The organism is Streptomyces johnsoniae, assembly GCF_031845565.1.
GTDB lineage: Bacteria > Actinomycetota > Actinomycetes > Streptomycetales > Streptomycetaceae > Streptomyces > Streptomyces johnsoniae.
In genome coordinates this window covers 12,781-28,797 of sequence record NZ_JAVREV010000007.1, presented here as the reverse complement: position 1 = coordinate 28,797, position 16,017 = coordinate 12,781, and the positions used below count along the sequence as shown (strand labels likewise).

Genomic DNA, 16,017 nt, shown 5'->3' with positions numbered 1-16,017 from the left:
TGCGTGACAGAGTCGAGGGGGTGGGCGGCCATGGCGTCCCTGTGGTCGTACTGGCGCGGAGGCGGCATCGCGCGGCAGAAGTTCGACACCGTCGGCGGCATGTCGAGCTACGCCGTGGAGCTGACCAAACGGTCTCCGACGGCGCCGCTCACCTCCCAGGGCGCGGAGACCGGCACGCTGCGCGTCGACCTGTCCTGGCGGATGCGCACCAACATGGACTTCGACCGAGCCCACGGGCGTGCGCGCTTCCTGCGGCACCCGCTGGAGATCTTCAAGCCCGCGGAGATACGGGGGCACTCGCAGGGCGTGGCCAGCATCGACTTCGACCTGGCCTGCCTCTACGAGCTGACCGACGGCAGCAAGGGCGTCGTGCAGTCCCTCGGCGGTCTCCAGGGCGACTTCAGCGCGCCGCCCTACCTCAAGCTCAGCGGCGACGACAGGTTCGGCACGGCCTCGGGCGAGACGCTGTACCTCAACCTCGACTACGCCGAGGAGTTCAAGCGACTGCTGGTCTTCGTCTACATCTACGACGGGGTGCCCGCGTTCGACCGCGCCGACGTCGTCGTCACCCTGGTCACCGCCGACGGCAGGAACGTGGAGATCGGCCTCACCGACCCGCCGCCGCAGGCCAGGGCGTGCGCGGTCGCCCTGATCGAGCCCCACAAGGGGCAGCTGGTCGCCCGCCGCGAGGTCAAGTACGTCTACGGCTTCCAGTCCGAGATCGACCGCCTCTACGGCTGGGGCATGTCCTGGGGCCGCGGCGCCAAGCAGAGCCGCGCCTGAGCCGCGCCCGGGCCGCGTCAGGACCGCGTCAGGACCGCGCGGGCAGGAACTGCGGGCCCTGCGGCGGCAGCGTGAACGCCGGGTCGGGCTGCGGGTACCCGTAGGTCAGCGGGGCCGTCCGCGGGTCGCGGGGCGGCGGGTGGCCCGTCGCGGTGATCCCGAAGTCGGCGGCGAGCGCGACCAGGCCGCCCCGGTACCCGCGTCCCGTCGCGCGGAACTCCCAGCCGCGGGCACCCCGCAGCACCTCGCCGCACACCACCGCCGTCTCCCCCGGCCGCGGCGTGAGCGGCAGTACCGCCAGCGGCGCCGCCGCGCCCGCGCCGCCGTCCGCCCTGCCCGCCGCGCCGTGCAGCAGCAGCCGCGGCCGGCTGGCCTCCGCCTCGAACCCGCCGTCCGCCGACGCGGCGAGCACCACGCGTGTCACCGACGTCTCAAGACGCGCGAGATCCGCCTCAACGGTGTCCCGTAGCCCCTCCGCGTCCCGCCGCTTCGGCAGGCGCCTGACCAGGCCCGACGGATGCCGCGGCTGGTTGTAGAACACGAAGTCGCCCTCGGAGCGCACCCGTCCCGACGCGTCGAGCAGCAGCGCGGAAAGATCGAGATCGGGAACTGGGCGCCGGGCGCCGGAAGCCGTGGGCGTCCAGCGCAACACGGCGCGTAACGCGGTGAAGGGAAGATGAATTGTGGCTCCCCTCTCCAACCCGTGCGTCATATAAGGAATCCTGCCTGCCGCCATACTTCCGAAACAATGCCGCGCTTACGATTGCCACGGGAAGCCGGTGCCGCCAGCCGGGCGGCAGGACGGCCCGACAAAACCGGGGAGACCGATGCAGCATTACGGGCACCTCTCGCCTGCACGGCGTCGCGCGCTGTTTCACCAGGAGCCCGCCGAGTTCGGCCCCGAGTCCCACGTCAGAACGCTCGGGGCCGCGCTCGGCGCCACCCTCTACAGCCCGGCGACCCGCCCCAGGCTGGCCGCCGACATCGGCAAACAGGCGGCCGCCGGGGTCGTGTCCATGGTGCTCTGCCTGGAGGATTCCATCGGCGACGACGAGGTGGCCGGCGCCGAGGACAATCTGGTACGCCAGTTCGAGGAGCTGCACCGGGACGGGCCGGGGGGCCCGCTGCCACTGCTGTTCGTCCGCGTCCGCCTGCCCGAGCAGATCACGCGCCTCACCGCCCGGCTCGGTGCCGCGGGACGGCTGCTGGCCGGCTTCGTGCTGCCCAAGTTCACGGCGGACTCGGGACCCGCGTTCCTTGAGGCCGTCACCGGGGCCGAAGTCCTCGCCGGGCGGCGCCTGCTGGCCATGCCGGTCCTCGAGTCGCCCGAGCTGCTGCACCTGGAGACGCGCGGCGCGGGCCTGACGGCCGCGGCCCGCGCCGTGGAGAAGTACCGGGACCGCATACCCGCGGTCCGCCTGGGCGTCACCGACTTCTGCGCCGCGTACGCGCTGCGCCGCAGCCCCGACATGACCGCCTACGACGTGCAGCTCGTCGCCTCCGTCATCAGCGACGTCGTCAACGTCTTCGGCCGCGCCGACGGCAGCGGCTACGTCGTCACCGGCCCGGTCTGGGAGTACTTCCGCACGCAGGAGCGGATGTTCAAACCGCAGCTGCGGTACAGCCCGTTCAGCGGCCGGGCCGAGGCCCTGCGCAGCCGCCTCATCAAGCACGACATGGACGCGCTGCTGCGCGAGATCGCCCTTGATCGCGCCAACGGCCTGCTGGGCAAGACCTGCATCCACCCCTCGCACGTCGCCCCGGTGCACGCGCTGTCCGTCGTCAGCCACGAGGAGTTCAGCGACGCCGCCGACATCCTGCGCACCGGCCCGTCCGGCGGCGGCGTCCTGCGTTCCGCCTACACCAACAAGATGAACGAGGTGAAGCCGCACCGGGCGTGGGCCGAGCGGACCATGCTGCGCGCCGAGGTGTTCGGCGTCTCCCGCGACGGCGTCGACTTCGTCGACCTCCTCACGGCGGGTATCGGATGAGCGCCGGCGCGATATGGCCCGGGACCTGGGTCACCAGCCGCCTCGGCGTGCGGCTGCACGGCGACGCGGCCCGCGGCCTGCTCGGCCTGGCCCTGCGGCACAACCCCAAGCGCGCCCACCTGCTGGTCTCCGAAGTCCTCGGCAAGCACGTGCCGCAGTCGCCGCGCACCGTGTACGGCACCGGCGTCGAGCTGGGCCGCCGCGTCAAGGAGCTGCTCGGCGAGGCGGCGCCCCGCGCCCTCGTCCTCGGCTACGCGGAGACCGCGACCGGGCTCGGCCACTGTGTCGCCGACGGCCTCGGCGGCGTGCCCTACCTGCACTCCACGCGCCGCCCGGTGCCGGGCGTCGCCCGGGCCGGCGGCTTCGAGGAGGAGCACAGCCACCACACCTCGCACCTGCTGCTGCCGAAGGACCCCGCGCTGCTGGCCGGCGACGGGCCGCTGGTCCTCGTCGACGACGAACTGTCCACCGGCCGCACCGTGCGCAACACCATCGCCGCCCTGCACCGGGCCCGCCCCAGGCAGCGCTACCTCGTGGCCGCCCTGGTCGACATGCGCACCGAGAGCGACCGGGCGGCCCTCGCCAAGTTCGCCGCCGACCTCGGCGTCACCGTCGAGACCACCGCCCTGGCGGTCGGCCGCATCGACCTGCCGGAGGACGTGCTGAGCCGCGGTGCCGCGCTCGTCGACGCGCACCGCGCACCCGACCCCGACCGCGCCCCCGACGGCGATGGCGATGGTGACGGCCGCGGCCGGCCCGCCGCACGCCCGGAGCGCGTCGCCCTCGACTGGCCCGCGGGGCTGCCCGACGGCGGGCGGCACGGCTACCTGCCCGCCGACCTGGCCCGCCTGGAGGCAGCCCTGCCGGGCCTCGCCGCCGGGCTCGCCGCGGCGCTGCCGCCCGGCGCGCGGCGCGTTCTGGTCCTGGGCACCGAGGAGTTGTCGTACACGCCGCTGCGTCTCGCCGCCGCCGCGGAGGCGGCGCTGCCCGGGGCCGAGGTGTACTTCTCCACCACCACGCGCTCCCCGGTCCTCGCCGTCGACGACCCCGGCTACGCGATACGCAGCCGCCTCGTCTTCCCGGCCCACGACCGGCCGGCCGACGGGCCGGGGCCCCGCTACGCGTACAACGTGGCGGGCCGCGACTGGGACGCGGTCCTGCTGGTCACCGACGCCGCGGGCGACACCGCGCAACTGCACGCGCCCGACGGGCTGCTGGCCGTGCTCGCCGCCCACACCCGGCACCTGCTGTTCACCGTCGTGCCCTCGCTGCCGCACCCGCTGCGGGGCCCCGCGTTCTCCTCCTACGCGCCCGAGGACGTCGGCTGGCTCCTCCAGGACCTCTCCGGCGTCACCCTGGAGGCGCCCGCGGAGGAACGCGAGGAGGCCATCCAGTCCGGCGGCGCCCACTACGCGGAATCGCTGCCCGTGGAGTACCAGCCGAGCCCGGCGTACCAGCGCCTGTTCCACCAGGCCCTGGAGACCTCCGCGGCCCGCGTGGCCCGCGCCGTCGGCACCGTCACCGAGGCCGTCCTGGCCGAACGGGCCCGGCCCGGCGGCACTCCCGTGCTGGTCTCCCTGGCCCGCGCGGGCACGCCCGTCGGCGTCCTGATGCGCCGCTGGGCCCGGCACGCGCACGGGCTCGACCTGCCGCACTACGCCGTCTCCATCGTCCGCGGCCAGGGCATCGACACCACCGCCCTGCGCTGGCTGGCCGCCCATCACGACCCGGCCGACGTCGTGTTCGTCGACGGCTGGACCGGCAAGGGCGCCATCACGCGGGAACTGGCCGACGCGCTGGCCCCGTTCCCCGGCTTCGACCCCGCCCTCGCGGTGCTCGCCGACCCCGGCGGCTGCGTGGCCACCTACGGCACCCGCGAGGACTTCCTCATCCCCTCGGCCTGCCTCAACTCCACGGTGTCCGGGCTCATCTCGCGTACCGTGCTGCGGTCCGACCTGGTCGGTCCGCACGACTTCCACGGTGCCAAGCACTACCGGGAGCTGGCCGGCGCCGACCTCTCCCGCCACTTCCTGGACGTGGTGGCCGGCCGGTTCGCCGAGGTGGCCGCGGGCGTGGCCGCCGACACCGCCGCGCTGCTCGCCGCGGACCGCACCCCCACCTGGGAGGGCTGGCGCGCGGTGGAACGTATCAGCGCCGCCTACGGCATCGACAACGTCAACCTGGTCAAGCCGGGCGTCGGCGAGACCACCCGCGTGCTGCTGCGCCGCGTCCCCTGGCGCATACTGGCGCGCCGCGGCGCGGGCGCCGACCTCGACCACATCCGGCTGCTCGCCGAGCAGCGCGGCGTTCCCGTCGAGGAGACCGACGACCTGCCCTACAGTTGCGTCGGGCTTATCCACCCCCGTTACACCAAGGGCGCCACCGGAGCCGACGGAAAGGCCGCGCAGTGACCGAGACCGCGCCGCCGCGCGCGAGCACGCGCGCGAGCACCATCGTCGCGAGCGATCTGGACCGCACCCTCATCTACTCCGCCGCCGCGCTCGCGCTCGGCATGCCGGACGCGGAGGCGCCGCGGCTGACCTGCGTCGAGGTGTACCGTTCGCTGCCGCAGTCGTTCGTCACCGAGGCAGCGGGCGGCCTCCTGGCCGAACTCGCGGCGCACCCCGGCGCGTTCTTCGTGCCCACGACCACGCGCACCCGCGAGCAGTACCTGCGGATCAGCCTGCCCGGGCCCGTTCCGCGCTACGCGATCTGTGCCAACGGCGGCCACCTGCTGGTCGACGGGCGAACGGACGAGGACTGGCACGCCGCGGTGCGCCGCGCCCTGGCCGCGGACTGCGCGCCGCTCGCGGAGGTGCGCGACCACCTGCGCCGCACCGCGGACCCGGCCTGGCTGCTGCGGGAGCGCGACGCGGAGGGCCTGTTCGCCTACCTGGTCGTCGACCGCGGGCTGCTGCCCGACACCTGGCCCAAGGAGCTGGCCGACTGGGCCGCCCCCCGCGGCTGGACCGTCTCGCTCCAGGGCCGCAAGCTGTACGCGGTGCCGCGCCCGCTCACCAAGAGCGCGGCGGTCGCCGAGATCGCCCGCCGTACGGGGGCCGGCACCGTGCTGGCCGCGGGTGATTCGCTGCTCGACACCGATCTGCTGCTCGCCGCCGACCAGGGCTGGCGGCCGGGGCACGGCGAGCTGGCCGCCGCCGGCTGGGCGGCGCCGCACGTCACGGCGCTGACCGGGCAGGGTGTCGCCTGCGGGGAGGAGATTCTGCGGGCTGTGCTGCGCCGGCTCGACGGCGGCGCGCGCTGAGTCACTTGCGCTCGCCGAGCTACCTGCGCTCGCCGAGCTACCTGCGCGCGCCGGACTCCTCGCGTTCGCTCAGCTCCTTGCGCCGGCGCTCCGCCAGTTCCTGCCGTTCCGGCGCGCCGTCGCGCACCTCCGGGTGCCTGGCCTGCCAGTACGGGTTGTCGTGCGGCAGCCGCCCGCTGACGCGGCCGTACATGCCGAACGACATCAGCAGCAGGCCAGCGGCGAAGCTGAAGATCACGTTCTGCATGCCGAAGTTGAGGACGTTGGCGCCGGTCTCGAGCAGCGCCAGGTTGACGAAGCCGCTGAGCACGAACGCGACCCCGAGCAGCATGTTCAGCGTGGAGGCGAGGTTTCCGCCCTTGACCATGCCGAAGAACAGCAGGAGACCGACGACGATCGACAGCCAGCTCAGCGCGCCGTTGGTGTACAGCCCCCAAATGGTGTCCTCGCGCGTGGAGAACATCCCCAGGTTCCTGGTCAGGCCGAGTGCGCCGAAGACCACGAGCGCGAGCCCCATCAGGCCCGCCCCGACGCGGTAGACGCGGCTGAGCCTCCGGTCCACCGGCAGATGCTCGTCCAGGCGGGCCCGCCGCAGCAGCGCCAGCGGTCCTGTGCTCGGCAGCCGCGGCGACCCGCTCGTGCTGTACGTACCCATGGGGGACCTCCTTCGGCCCCCCGCGTACCCGTGCAAAACGGGCTTTAACGCGTCGGGCCCCACCGTGCGTACTCGGCCTGCGGGCGGGGGAGCGCCCAGGCCGTGGCCTCCGCGGTGGTGCGGTCGGGGCTGACGTTGTGCCGGATGGCGTTCGCGGCCTTGATGCCGTGGCCGAACGCGCGGACCGCCTCGACGAACGGCTGCAAGATCACCTTCATGGTGTGCCTCCAGGTACACTGATCTGTGAAGTTCCGTGTTCCACGGTAGGTATACAGATCTGTGAAGTCAAGGGGTGTGTGTCATGACCGCAAACGATCAGCTCACGCCGGGCGCCCGGCGGATTCTCGACGTCGCGTCCGAGCTGTTCTACCGGCGCGGCATCCACGCCGTCGGCGTCGACACCATCGCCGCCGAGTCAGGCGTCACCAAGCGGACCCTGTACAACCGCTTCGGCTCCAAGGACGCCCTCGTCGTCTCCTACCTCGAAACCCGCGACCGCCGCTGGCGCGACATGATCAGCACCCTCCTCGACGCCGTGCGGGACGACCCGGTGCGGCGCGTGCTGGTGCCGTTCGAGGTAATGCCCGAATGGCTCGGCGGGTCCGAGCGGGGATGCAGTTTCATCAACGCCTTCGCCGAGCTGCCCGAGCCGGAACACGAGGGGCGGAAGATCATCGTGGCCGAGAAGAAGTGGCTGCACACGCTGTTCCACGAGCTGCTCACCGAGGCGGGCGCCCCGGACCCAGGCACCCTCGCCACTCAGCTGCTCAGCCTCCACGAAGGCGCCATCGTCGCCACCGCCATCGCCGACGCGCCCGACGCCGCCGCGGCCGTCCACGCCGCCGCGAAAACGCTCGTGACCGCCGTCCTCGGCGGCGCCGGCCCGTCCTCGGCTACCGGCCCGACCTGATGTCGTCCACCACCGCGGCCACCGCGCTGCGCACGGCCTCCAACTCCGTCAGGAACAGCCAGTAGTCCGGGTTGCGGCCCCCGTTCTCCAACGTGGCGACGGCCCGGTCCAGCCGCTCGACCGCCGCGTCCAGCGGCCGCGCGTGCCGCGGCTCGGGGATCGTCCGTCCCGTCATGGCCAGCCGCTGCGCGTCCCGCAGCACGAAGCGGGTCCTGTCGATCTCCTTGCGTGGATCGAACGACACCTCGTTCAGCCGCCGCAGCCGCTCCCCGGCCGCCGACACCGCCTCGTCGGTGCGGCCGAGCAGCGCGTGCACCGTCGTCAGCCGGGCCGTCGCATCCGCGAACCGCTGCTCGTCCCGCGCCCGCTGCGCCGCCGTGAGCACCTGCTCCGCCTGCCGCACCGACTGCGCCGCCTGCTCCGGCACCCGCTGGAGGTCCTGCCAGCACGCCACGCTGAACCGGCGGCGCAGCTCGCTCAGCACCGGCTCCACCTTGCCGGCGCGCGTGATGATCGCCTCCGCCCGCGTCCGCAGGCTGAACAGCCGCCGGTCGATCTCCGCCGCCCGCTGCGGCAGCCGGGCCGCGTCCGCCGCGATCGACTCGGCCCGCCGCCGCACGTCCTCCGCCCGGCGGATCGTCGGCTTGATGCCGTGCTGCCCCGCCCCCTCGTTCAGCCGCCGCAGCTCAGGACCGAGCGCCGCCAGCGAAGCCGCGAGATCCTCCGCGCCGAGACCGGCGCCGCGCGCCACGTCCAGCGCCTCCGTCGCCGCCCGCAGCGCCTGCCTGGCCCGCTCCACCGCCGGTGCCACCTGCGCCAGCTGCGACTCGGCCCGCTCGAGCAGCGGCCCCAGCGACTCGCCGAACCGTTCCAGATCCTGCCGGGTGCGCGCCAGCTCGTCGCGCGCCCCCAGCAGCTCCCGCGCCGCCCGCGACGCGCCCCCGGCGTCCAGGCCCTCCGCGTCCAGGTCGTGTGCGTCCATCGCGGTGATGTACGCCTGGCTGACCTGGTCGATCCGCTCGCCGAACGCCGCGAAATCCGCCGCGGCCCGCGCCGCCTGCCGCGTGTCGTCGGCCGCGGTGATCGTCTCCACGGTGATCCGCAGATCCCGCTGCGCGGTGTCCAGCTCGTAGAACGCGGCAGCCGCGGCGTCCTTCGCCTCCTGCGCCTCCGCCCGCAGATCCTCCACCCGCCCCCGCCCCCACCGGCGCGTCCCCCCACCGGTGAAAGCCGCGGGCAGCGCGGCACCCGCGAGGGCCAGCACGGACAGCGGCGGAAGCAGCATGAGTGCGGCAAGCCGTTTCGCGGTGCGCGTCGCTGTCACGTGTCCCACTCCCCGCCGGTGGATTGGCCATGTGAATCCCACGCCCATTCTCCCACCAGCCTCACGAAGCGGGGGCAACCCGGCGTTTACTGCACGCCACGGACGGCCGTGTAGGCTGTGGCCCCGATCCAGGGTGCATAGCTCAGCGGTAGAGCGCCGCCCTTACAAGGCGGATGTCGGCGGTTCGAACCCGTCTGCACCCACCAGACAGTATGTCCTCTGCCGGCACTCTGGCGTGCGGTAAGAGTCCACACAGGGTCCACATCCCCACGGCGCGGGTGATCGCCGCGGCGGCTCGGCCGCGGTCCTCCGACGCTCGCGACCCGGCCCGCGAAGCCGCGCGGAAACACGCGGAAACAGCTGTCCGCACTGACCGAACGGGAACTCGCCACCGCCCGGGCCATCGCGGACGGTCTTGGCAAGGGCAACCCGGCGGTCGCGGACCGGGTGCGGATCGCACTCCTGGTCCATGGTGTACCCAGCATCACCTGCGTCAGGGGGTGCAGGCCCCCATGAGGGCGGGGGGCAGGCGGCTGTCCCGCCGGTGCCGGGGGCCGAAGACTTGGCGGCATGACGACGAGCACGGAGACGGTGTCCGCAGAGGCTGCTGAGCCGGGGAGTGCGAAAGGCAGTGACTTCGCCCGGCTGTCCCGGCGGATCGCCGAGGAGGGGCTGATGCGGCGGCGGCCGGGGTACTACGCGGTGCGGCTGTCCCTGGTGGCCACGGCGTTCCTGGGTGCCTGGGTGGCTTTCGCCCTGGTGGGGGACAGCTGGTGGCAGCTCGCCGTGGCGGCGTTCATGGCACTGGCTTTCGGGCAGGCCGCGCTGGTGATGCACGATCTGGCGCACCGGCAGATCTTCTCCCGGCGGCGGCCGAGCGAGATTTGGGGCCGGCTGTTCGGGAATCTCGGGGTGGGCATGTCCTACGGCTGGTGGATGAACAAGCACACCCGGCACCACGCCAATCCCAATCACGAGGAACTGGACCCGGACGTCGCGCCCGACATCCTGGTGTGGTCGCAGGAACAGGCGCGGACGGCACGGGGAATGCCGCGTTTCATCGGCCGTGTGCAGGGCTGGATCTTCTTCCCGCTGCTGACTCTCGAGGGCTTCAACCTGCACGTCGCGAGCTTTCGGGCACTGCGCTCGGCACCGATGAAACGGCGTGGACTGGAAGGCGTGCTGCTGACCGCGCACGTGGTGATCTATCTGGGCGTGCTGTTCACCGTTCTGTCCCCCGGCAAGGCCGTGGCCTTCGTGCTGGTGCACCAGGCTCTCTTCGGCGTGTATCTGGGCTGCTGCTTCGCGCCGAACCACAAAGGCATGCCGACGCTCAAGGGCGACGATCGCCCGGACTTCCTGCGCCGCCAGGTGCTCACCTCGCGGAACGTCACGGGCAGCGTGTTCAAGGACATCGCGCTGGGCGGACTCAACTACCAGATCGAGCACCACCTCTTCCCGTCGATGCCGACCCCGCACCTGCGCAGGGCCGCGCCGATCGTGAAGCGGTACTGCGCGGAGGTGGGCGTGCCCTACTACGAGACGGGGCTGTTCGCCTCCTGGGGCGAGGCGGTCCGGCATCTGCACACCGTGGGCGTACCGATCCGGCAAGAGCCGCGTTCCTGACCGCGACCGGGGGGGCCATGTGACCGGGCCGCTGTGCGCAGGGCAGGCTCCCACGGAGGGCCTGATGGCGCCTGTCCGTTCCCGTCATCCTCTCCGATCCTGTGCCGGGCAGTACGGCGAGCGCGTTGTTGCCTGCGGCATGGGCCTCGTCCAGTTCGCCGGCTGCGGCCAGGATGCCTCCCAGGTGCACGTAACACCCCGGTCATGCTGTGCGCGAGAGGGAGCGCGAGAGCCAAACTTCTCGGCGGGCTGCCCCGAACATCTGGTCGGCCGCTCGCGGACCTCGTGCGAGAGCCCCGGCCGCCGCGTCGGCACCCGGCTCAGGGCCATCGGCTCGCGCTGCTGGTTGAGGAGTCCGTGCTGCACTACCGACTGGGAGACTCGGCCGCCATGGCCGCGCAGCTCGGCTACCTCCTCACGGCCGGCGCGCTCCCCGCCGTGTCCCTGGGCGTCATCCCCGCTGACCTTCCCGATCGAGCAATCCGACCTCTGGAAGCCTTCCATGTCTACGACGACACCCTCGTGGCCGTGGAGTTGCTGACCGCGCGAGTTACGGTCACCCAGCCGTCCGAAGTGGCCCTTTACCTGCGGGCCTTTCAGCAGCTGCGCGAGCTGGCCGTTTACGGCGCGGATGCGCGCGCCCTGATCCTGAGGGCGATCGAAGGATTATGACGAGGGCCTCCCTTGGGGAGTCACGATAAGGCCGGCAGCGGGCGTGCGAGCCGTTCCCGTCACGTGGTTCCGGCACCGGGCCGCCTTGAGCGATCCTCGAGCCGAATCTGTCAGCATGCTGCGTCCGGCCGGGTTATCGCGGCCTCTGCCGCTCGGGCAGGCCGAGTGACGACGTGAAGGAGAGCTTCTGTGTGTGACGACCTCGGGCCACTGCTCAGGGCCCACATGTCCCGCCGCGGTGCCCTCCGTGCCGCCGGAACGGCCGGTGTGGCCGCCGCGGCTGTCGGGCTGGGCGTGGCCGGGACGTCGGGGGCCGCGCAGGCGGCCGGCGCGCCTGGCGCCGCGCGCCCGGACACCAGCGGCAGCCGCCACCGCACCCGCGTCGTCCTGCTGGGCACGGCCGGCGGCCCCGTCCTCACCGACGGCGCGCGCATGGGCATCTCCACCGCCATCGTCTACGAGGACCGGGTGTACCTCGTCGACCTCGGATTCGGCTCGCAGATGCGCATCGCCGCGGCCGGTCTCGGCAGCGGGTCGCCCTCCGGTGTGCTCGACAACGTGCGCGGCATCTTCCTCACGCACATGCACTCCGATCACTGGGCCGAGTGGCCGGCGCTGTACCCGACGGTGCCATCGAACGGGACGGGCCTGTCCGAGCCCATCCGCGTCTTCGGCCCCGGCGACCGCGACACCCTTCCTCCGGTCAGCCCGCCCGGCCGGCCGGAGCCACCCGTCGTCACCCCGGAGCGGCCCATACCCGGGATCAGCGAAACGACCGACCGGCTGCGGGACACGTTCGCCGCCGACCTCAACGAGCGGGCGCGCGCCAGCCTGTTCCGGCTCCCGGACGAGCTGTTCGTCGTGCAGGACATCGACATCTCCTCGCTCTGGCACGTCGATCCGCCCGGCATCCCGCCCCGCCTCGACGCGCCGATCCCCGTGTGGACCGACGGCGACGTGCGGATCACCGCGACCTTGGTCGACCACCGGCCCACGGCCCCGTCGTTCGCCTTCCGGTTCGACACGCCGGACGGCTCCGTCGTCGTGTCCGGCGACACCAGGGTCAGCCAGAACCTCATCGACCTGGCGAGCGGCGCCGACTACCTCGTGCACGAGTGCGTGGACGCCGCGTACATCGACGAGGTCGTCTCCGTCTTCCCGCCGGATCAGCGGGAGTTCATGCGCATGACCCTGCTGCAGGGCCACACGACCATCGAACAGGTCGGCAGGGACGTGGCCGAGCCCGCCGGGGTGAAGAACCTGGTGCTCACCCACCTCGTCCCGACCGACCCCGGCCCTGAGCACTGGTTGCCCGCGGGCGAAGGCTACTCCGGCCGACTCATCGTCGGCGAGGACCTGATGCAACTCGGCGTCGGTAGCCGCCGCCGCTGACCCGCGCGGCGGTCGCCGTCTGTGTCGCCAGTGCCGCACCGGGCAACGTTCGACGGTACGTTCGCCGCTTGCCGTGCGTCACTGCGAACTGTGGAGGTGAGACCGATCAACGGTGTGACAGGTCGGGGCTCCCTCTCTCGCATGGTCTGGGGAGTGCCCGCGGAAGGCATCCCGAGAGGCTTGAAACGCTATGCGCTTCACCTTGCGGACATCGTCCGGCGGCGTGTCCGAACAGCTCTTCACCCTCGGTGAGATTCCCGGCGTGTTGTGGACGCCGGAAGGCGCCGCCGGTGCCCGTCCCCTGATCCTGACAGGACACGGCGGCGGCCAGCACAAGAAGGCACCCGACATCGTGGTCCGCGCGCGCCGCTTTGTGGCCGAGTGTGGTTTCGCGGCGGCGGCGGTCGACGTGCCCGGCCATGGCGATCGGCCGGTGGACGAGGAGTACAACCGGATCGCGACCGAGAACCAGGCTCGCGTGGTGGGTTGCGGACTCGGCGTTCCGTTCGTCGCCGACGGACCCCGGGTCCGTGCGGCGGTGCTGGGCTTGGGAGGGGCGCTGGCATCGGCCGAGGGAACGATGAACGGGTGCCGCGGGCCCAGAGCTTGGCGCTGTTCGACGCTTTTGCCCCGGCCGAGAAGACGCTGCACGCCAACGCCGGTAAGCACGGGGAGGTCCCGGCACTCGAGCTGGACAGCACGTTGCGATTCTTTGCTCGACACCTCGGCTGATACGGCCACTTGAGGTCCACGACGCGCCGATCGGGTCCGTTCCGATCGGCGCGCCGGGCCCGCACTCGGGTCTGATAGCTTGTGGGCATGCGTTCCTGACTATGCCCACCCCCATGTGCGAGGCGTGTTGCCCCGTGGGGGAAGTGCCAGCAGATCAGGTCTTTTCTTCCCTTATCTCTTCCGCCGGGCCCCGCTCGTTGTGAGACCAGCGGCGGAACACCCTTTTGGAGACGCACGTGATCGATACCCGACTCGAAGGCAAGAACGTCTTGGTCACCGGTGGTGCCGGGAACATCGGTGCGGCGATCAGCCGCGCTTTCGCGGCGCAGGGGGCGCGGGTGGCGATCCACTATCTCGCGCAGGACCTTCCTGCCCCGGAGGGTGCGGACTGGGGCCACATCACGCCCGGCCCGGGCGAAGCCGGGAAGCTGGCACAGGAGCTCGGCAACGGCTCCGTGGCCATCAGCGCGGATCTGTCCCGGCCTGACGGGGCACGCCAGTTGGCGGTGGCTGCCGCGGAACGTCTCGGCTCGATCGACGTGCTGGTCAACAATGCGGCCCACTGCGAGACGCCGGACACCGTCGACGCCCTGACCTCTGACTCGCTGGAACGGCACTACCGGGTGAACACCATCGCTCCGGCGCTCCTCACCGCCGAGGTGGCAGGGCTGCGCGGCGGCGATCAGCCGCTGTCCATCGTCAACATCTCGACCGACGCCGCCAGGGCGTTCCCCGGGCAGATCGGCTACGGAACGTCCAAGGCGGCCTTGGAGGCACTCACCCGGGCCACCGCGCTGGACCTGGCCGGTCGGGGCGTCCGCGTGAATGCCGTGGCACCGGGCCCGGTGCAGACCGGGTGGATCGGAGAAGATCTCATCGCCCAGGCGACAGCGATCGTGCCCATGGGACGGGTGGGCGAACCGGAGGACATCGCGGACGCCGTGATCTTCCTGGCCTCCCACCAGGCCCGCTGGATCACCGGACAAGTCCTCCAGGTGGCCGGCGGACACGCTCTCTGACCGCGCCGGTCCGTTCCCCGCGGTGGGGTCCTTCCCGACCAGCGGCTGTCACATCTCATCGCGCTGCGGCGTCAGGGGTGTGTACGCACCGACAACGCGGAGGAACTGGCCATGGAAGCTCGTTTGAACCTCATGCAGATCCCGGGCGCGGCAAAGTTCGGGAAGCATCTCGCGGCCGCCGACCATACGTTCCCCCGCTCGACGGTGCCGGGCGCGACGCTGGAGCTGGTGAAGATCCGCGCCAGCCAGATCAACGGCTGCGGGTTCTGCATCGACATGCACACCAAGGAGGCCGCGCGGGCCGGGGAGACCTCGGTGCGTCTGAACCTCGTCGCGACCTGGCGGGAGGCCACGGTCTTCACCGGCGCCGAGCGTGCGGCCCTGGAGCTGACGGAGCAGGGTACCCGCATCGCGGACGCCGCCGGCGGGGTCGCGGACGAGGTCTGGGCGAACGCCGCCACGTACTACGACGAGGACCAGCTCGCCGCCCTGGTGTGCGCGATCGCCCTCATCAACGCGTTCAACCGCCTGAACGTCCTCGTCCAGCAGCCCGCCGGGGGCTACCAGCCCGGCCAGTTCGGGTAACGGGGGGCCACCATCGGCTGGGCGCGGGCTGGGCGGGGGCTGGGCGGGGGCCGGGGGCAGGCTGAGGGCAGGCTGAGTGCGCGCGGGCTAGGCTGGGGGCGGTCGGCCATGCGTTGCGATCGACGGGTGGGTGCAATCCGCATTATTCTTCGGCCCGTTGATCCATAGTTCAACCAGCCAAGAGGGGCGTGCCCGTGAACGGCGACTCGCCGGTCGTTCCCCGGACCGACCGACCGCATTCGGCCCGGATGTACGACTACCTGCTGGGCGGCAGGGACCACTACGCGGCGGACAGCGAGGCCGCGGACAAGGCGCTGGCGTCGGCCCCCACGCTGCGCATCGCCGCTCAGGAGAACCGCAAGTTCATCGCCCGCGTCGTTCGCCACCTCGTGCAGGACGTCGGGATTCGCCAGTTCCTCGACCTCGGGCCCGGGCTGCCCACGTCCCAGAACGTGCACCAGGTCGCGCAGGAGGTCGAGCCCGAGACCCGCGTCGTGTACGTGGACAACGATCCGATCGTGCTCGCGTTCGGCGGGGCCATGCTGGAGCAGAACGAGCGCACCACCGTCGTGCGCGGTGACATCCGTGACCCGCTGGCGGTGCTGCACCACCCGCGCACGCGCGAGCAGTTGGATCTGTCCCTGCCGGTGGGCGTGCTCGCGGTCGCGGTGCTCCACTTCATAGGGGACGACGAGGACCCGGCGGGCATCGTGCGCGCGCTCACCGGGAGTCTGGCGCCCGGCAGCCACTTCGTGCTGTCGCACGGCACCGCCGACCTCTCCGCCGAGGCGGCGATGGGGGTGCAGGCCGCCTACCGTTCGCACGGGGTGCCGCTGACGCTGCGCAGCAAGGAGCGGTTCACGGAGCTTTTCGCGGGGCTCGACCTGATCGAGCCCGGGATACAGGTCGTCTCCGAATGGCGCGCCACCGAGCCGCCGGAAGAGCGGCCCTCGCACGCCGACGTCTCCTGGTACGGCGGTGTCGCCAGACTGTGAGGGGAATGTGTGCGTATCGCACGCCCCCGACGTGACACCGGTGACTGTCTGAACAACCTCCCGCCGTG

The 16,017-nt window shown here is 72.2% G+C and carries 14 protein-coding genes, 1 tRNA gene and 2 pseudogenes; 13 read left to right on the top strand and 4 right to left on the bottom strand.

Annotation, left to right across the window (positions count from 1 at the left end):
• Positions 1-30: 30 nt before the first annotated feature.
• Positions 31-783 (top strand): Tellurium resistance, encoded by a 753-nt coding sequence (locus tag RM779_RS14180; RefSeq protein WP_311618039.1) that lies wholly within the window; start codon positions 31-33, stop codon positions 781-783.
• Between the two features lie 28 nt (positions 784-811).
• On the opposite strand, the gene RM779_RS14175 is transcribed toward RM779_RS14180, so the two are convergent.
• Positions 812-1,495, bottom strand: coding sequence for a TerD family protein (locus RM779_RS14175; RefSeq protein ID WP_311618038.1), 684 nt, complete (start codon positions 1,493-1,495; stop codon positions 812-814).
• Between the two features lie 115 nt (positions 1,496-1,610).
• Here RM779_RS14175 and RM779_RS14170 point away from each other — a divergent pair, with 115 nt between their 5' ends.
• From RM779_RS14170 to RM779_RS14160, 3 genes are read left to right on the top strand one after another with little or no spacing between them, the layout of a single operon-like run.
• Entirely contained in the window at positions 1,611-2,774 is a 1,164-nt protein-coding gene (locus tag RM779_RS14170; RefSeq protein ID WP_311618037.1) for an HpcH/HpaI aldolase/citrate lyase family protein, read from the top strand.
• On the top strand, positions 2,771-5,185 hold the full coding sequence (locus tag RM779_RS14165; protein ID WP_311618036.1) for a phosphoribosyltransferase: 2,415 nt from the start codon (positions 2,771-2,773) through the stop codon (positions 5,183-5,185). Before RM779_RS14170 ends, RM779_RS14165 begins: the two co-directional genes overlap by 4 nt.
• Positions 5,186-5,226: 41 nt before the next feature.
• On the top strand, positions 5,227-6,039 hold the full coding sequence (locus tag RM779_RS14160) for an HAD family hydrolase (RefSeq protein ID WP_077063638.1): 813 nt from the start codon (positions 5,227-5,229) through the stop codon (positions 6,037-6,039).
• A gap of 37 nt (positions 6,040-6,076) precedes the next feature.
• On the opposite strand, the gene RM779_RS14155 is transcribed toward RM779_RS14160, so the two are convergent.
• The gene (locus tag RM779_RS14155) at positions 6,077-6,694 is read right to left on the bottom strand and encodes a DUF4383 domain-containing protein (RefSeq protein ID WP_311618035.1); all 618 of its coding nucleotides are present in this window, start codon (positions 6,692-6,694) and stop codon (positions 6,077-6,079) included.
• 44 nt (positions 6,695-6,738) lie between these two features.
• Positions 6,739-6,912, bottom strand: coding sequence for a hypothetical protein (locus RM779_RS14150; protein ID WP_311618034.1), 174 nt, complete (start codon positions 6,910-6,912; stop codon positions 6,739-6,741).
• An 83-nt stretch (positions 6,913-6,995) separates the two neighbouring features.
• Here RM779_RS14150 and RM779_RS14145 point away from each other — a divergent pair, with 83 nt between their 5' ends.
• A complete protein-coding gene (locus RM779_RS14145; RefSeq protein ID WP_311618033.1) occupies positions 6,996-7,604 on the top strand; it encodes a TetR/AcrR family transcriptional regulator in 609 nt (202 codons plus the stop codon).
• Here the strand turns inward: RM779_RS14145 and RM779_RS14140 are convergent.
• A complete protein-coding gene (locus RM779_RS14140; RefSeq protein ID WP_311618344.1) occupies positions 7,588-8,889 on the bottom strand; it encodes a coiled-coil domain-containing protein in 1,302 nt (433 codons plus the stop codon). The two genes, RM779_RS14145 and RM779_RS14140, sit on opposite strands and share 17 nt — an antisense overlap.
• A 170-nt stretch (positions 8,890-9,059) precedes the next feature.
• Here RM779_RS14140 and RM779_RS14135 point away from each other — a divergent pair.
• From RM779_RS14135 to RM779_RS14100, 8 genes and pseudogenes are all read left to right on the top strand, one after another.
• A tRNA-Val gene (locus RM779_RS14135) sits at positions 9,060-9,134 on the top strand.
• Positions 9,135-9,498: 364 nt separating this feature from the next.
• The gene (locus RM779_RS14130; RefSeq protein ID WP_311618032.1) at positions 9,499-10,554 is read left to right on the top strand and encodes a fatty acid desaturase family protein; all 1,056 of its coding nucleotides are present in this window, start codon (positions 9,499-9,501) and stop codon (positions 10,552-10,554) included.
• A 198-nt stretch (positions 10,555-10,752) separates the two neighbouring features.
• Positions 10,753-11,226 (top strand): annotated as a pseudogene (locus RM779_RS14125) (Scr1 family TA system antitoxin-like transcriptional regulator); the annotation flags it as partial.
• Positions 11,227-11,415: 189 nt separating this feature from the next.
• Positions 11,416-12,618, top strand: a complete 1,203-nt coding sequence (locus tag RM779_RS14120; RefSeq protein WP_311618030.1) for an MBL fold metallo-hydrolase — start codon at positions 11,416-11,418, stop codon at positions 12,616-12,618.
• 190 nt (positions 12,619-12,808) lie between these two features.
• Positions 12,809-13,350 (top strand): annotated as a pseudogene (locus tag RM779_RS14115) (alpha/beta hydrolase).
• A gap of 236 nt (positions 13,351-13,586) precedes the next feature.
• The gene (locus RM779_RS14110) at positions 13,587-14,369 is read left to right on the top strand and encodes an SDR family NAD(P)-dependent oxidoreductase (RefSeq protein WP_311618029.1); all 783 of its coding nucleotides are present in this window, start codon (positions 13,587-13,589) and stop codon (positions 14,367-14,369) included.
• A gap of 111 nt (positions 14,370-14,480) precedes the next feature.
• Positions 14,481-14,954 carry a carboxymuconolactone decarboxylase family protein gene (locus RM779_RS14105; protein WP_311618028.1) on the top strand — a complete coding sequence of 158 codons (474 nt, stop codon included), beginning with the start codon at positions 14,481-14,483 and terminating at the stop codon, positions 14,952-14,954.
• Between the two features lie 194 nt (positions 14,955-15,148).
• The gene (locus tag RM779_RS14100; protein WP_311618027.1) at positions 15,149-15,949 is read left to right on the top strand and encodes an SAM-dependent methyltransferase; all 801 of its coding nucleotides are present in this window, start codon (positions 15,149-15,151) and stop codon (positions 15,947-15,949) included.
• Positions 15,950-16,017: the final 68 nt, after the last annotated feature.

What these genes read in the sequence shown, in the direction of transcription:
- RM779_RS14150 (WP_311618034.1), bottom strand. Translation starts at nt 6,912, where the DNA reads ATGAAGGTGATCTTGCAGCCGTTCGTCGAGGCGGTCCGCGCGTTCGGC.
- RM779_RS14170 (WP_311618037.1), top strand. Translation starts at nt 1,611, where the DNA reads ATGCAGCATTACGGGCACCTCTCGCCTGCACGGCGTCGCGCGCTGTTT.
- RM779_RS14155 (WP_311618035.1), bottom strand. Translation starts at nt 6,694, where the DNA reads ATGGGTACGTACAGCACGAGCGGGTCGCCGCGGCTGCCGAGCACAGGA.
- RM779_RS14140 (WP_311618344.1), bottom strand. Translation starts at nt 8,889, where the DNA reads ATGCTGCTTCCGCCGCTGTCCGTGCTGGCCCTCGCGGGTGCCGCGCTG.
- RM779_RS14130 (WP_311618032.1), top strand. Translation starts at nt 9,499, where the DNA reads ATGACGACGAGCACGGAGACGGTGTCCGCAGAGGCTGCTGAGCCGGGG.
- RM779_RS14165 (WP_311618036.1), top strand. Translation starts at nt 2,771, where the DNA reads ATGAGCGCCGGCGCGATATGGCCCGGGACCTGGGTCACCAGCCGCCTC.
- RM779_RS14180 (WP_311618039.1), top strand. Translation starts at nt 31, where the DNA reads ATGGCGTCCCTGTGGTCGTACTGGCGCGGAGGCGGCATCGCGCGGCAG.
- RM779_RS14175 (WP_311618038.1), bottom strand. Translation starts at nt 1,495, where the DNA reads ATGACGCACGGGTTGGAGAGGGGAGCCACAATTCATCTTCCCTTCACC.
- RM779_RS14145 (WP_311618033.1), top strand. Translation starts at nt 6,996, where the DNA reads ATGACCGCAAACGATCAGCTCACGCCGGGCGCCCGGCGGATTCTCGAC.
- RM779_RS14105 (WP_311618028.1), top strand. Translation starts at nt 14,481, where the DNA reads ATGGAAGCTCGTTTGAACCTCATGCAGATCCCGGGCGCGGCAAAGTTC.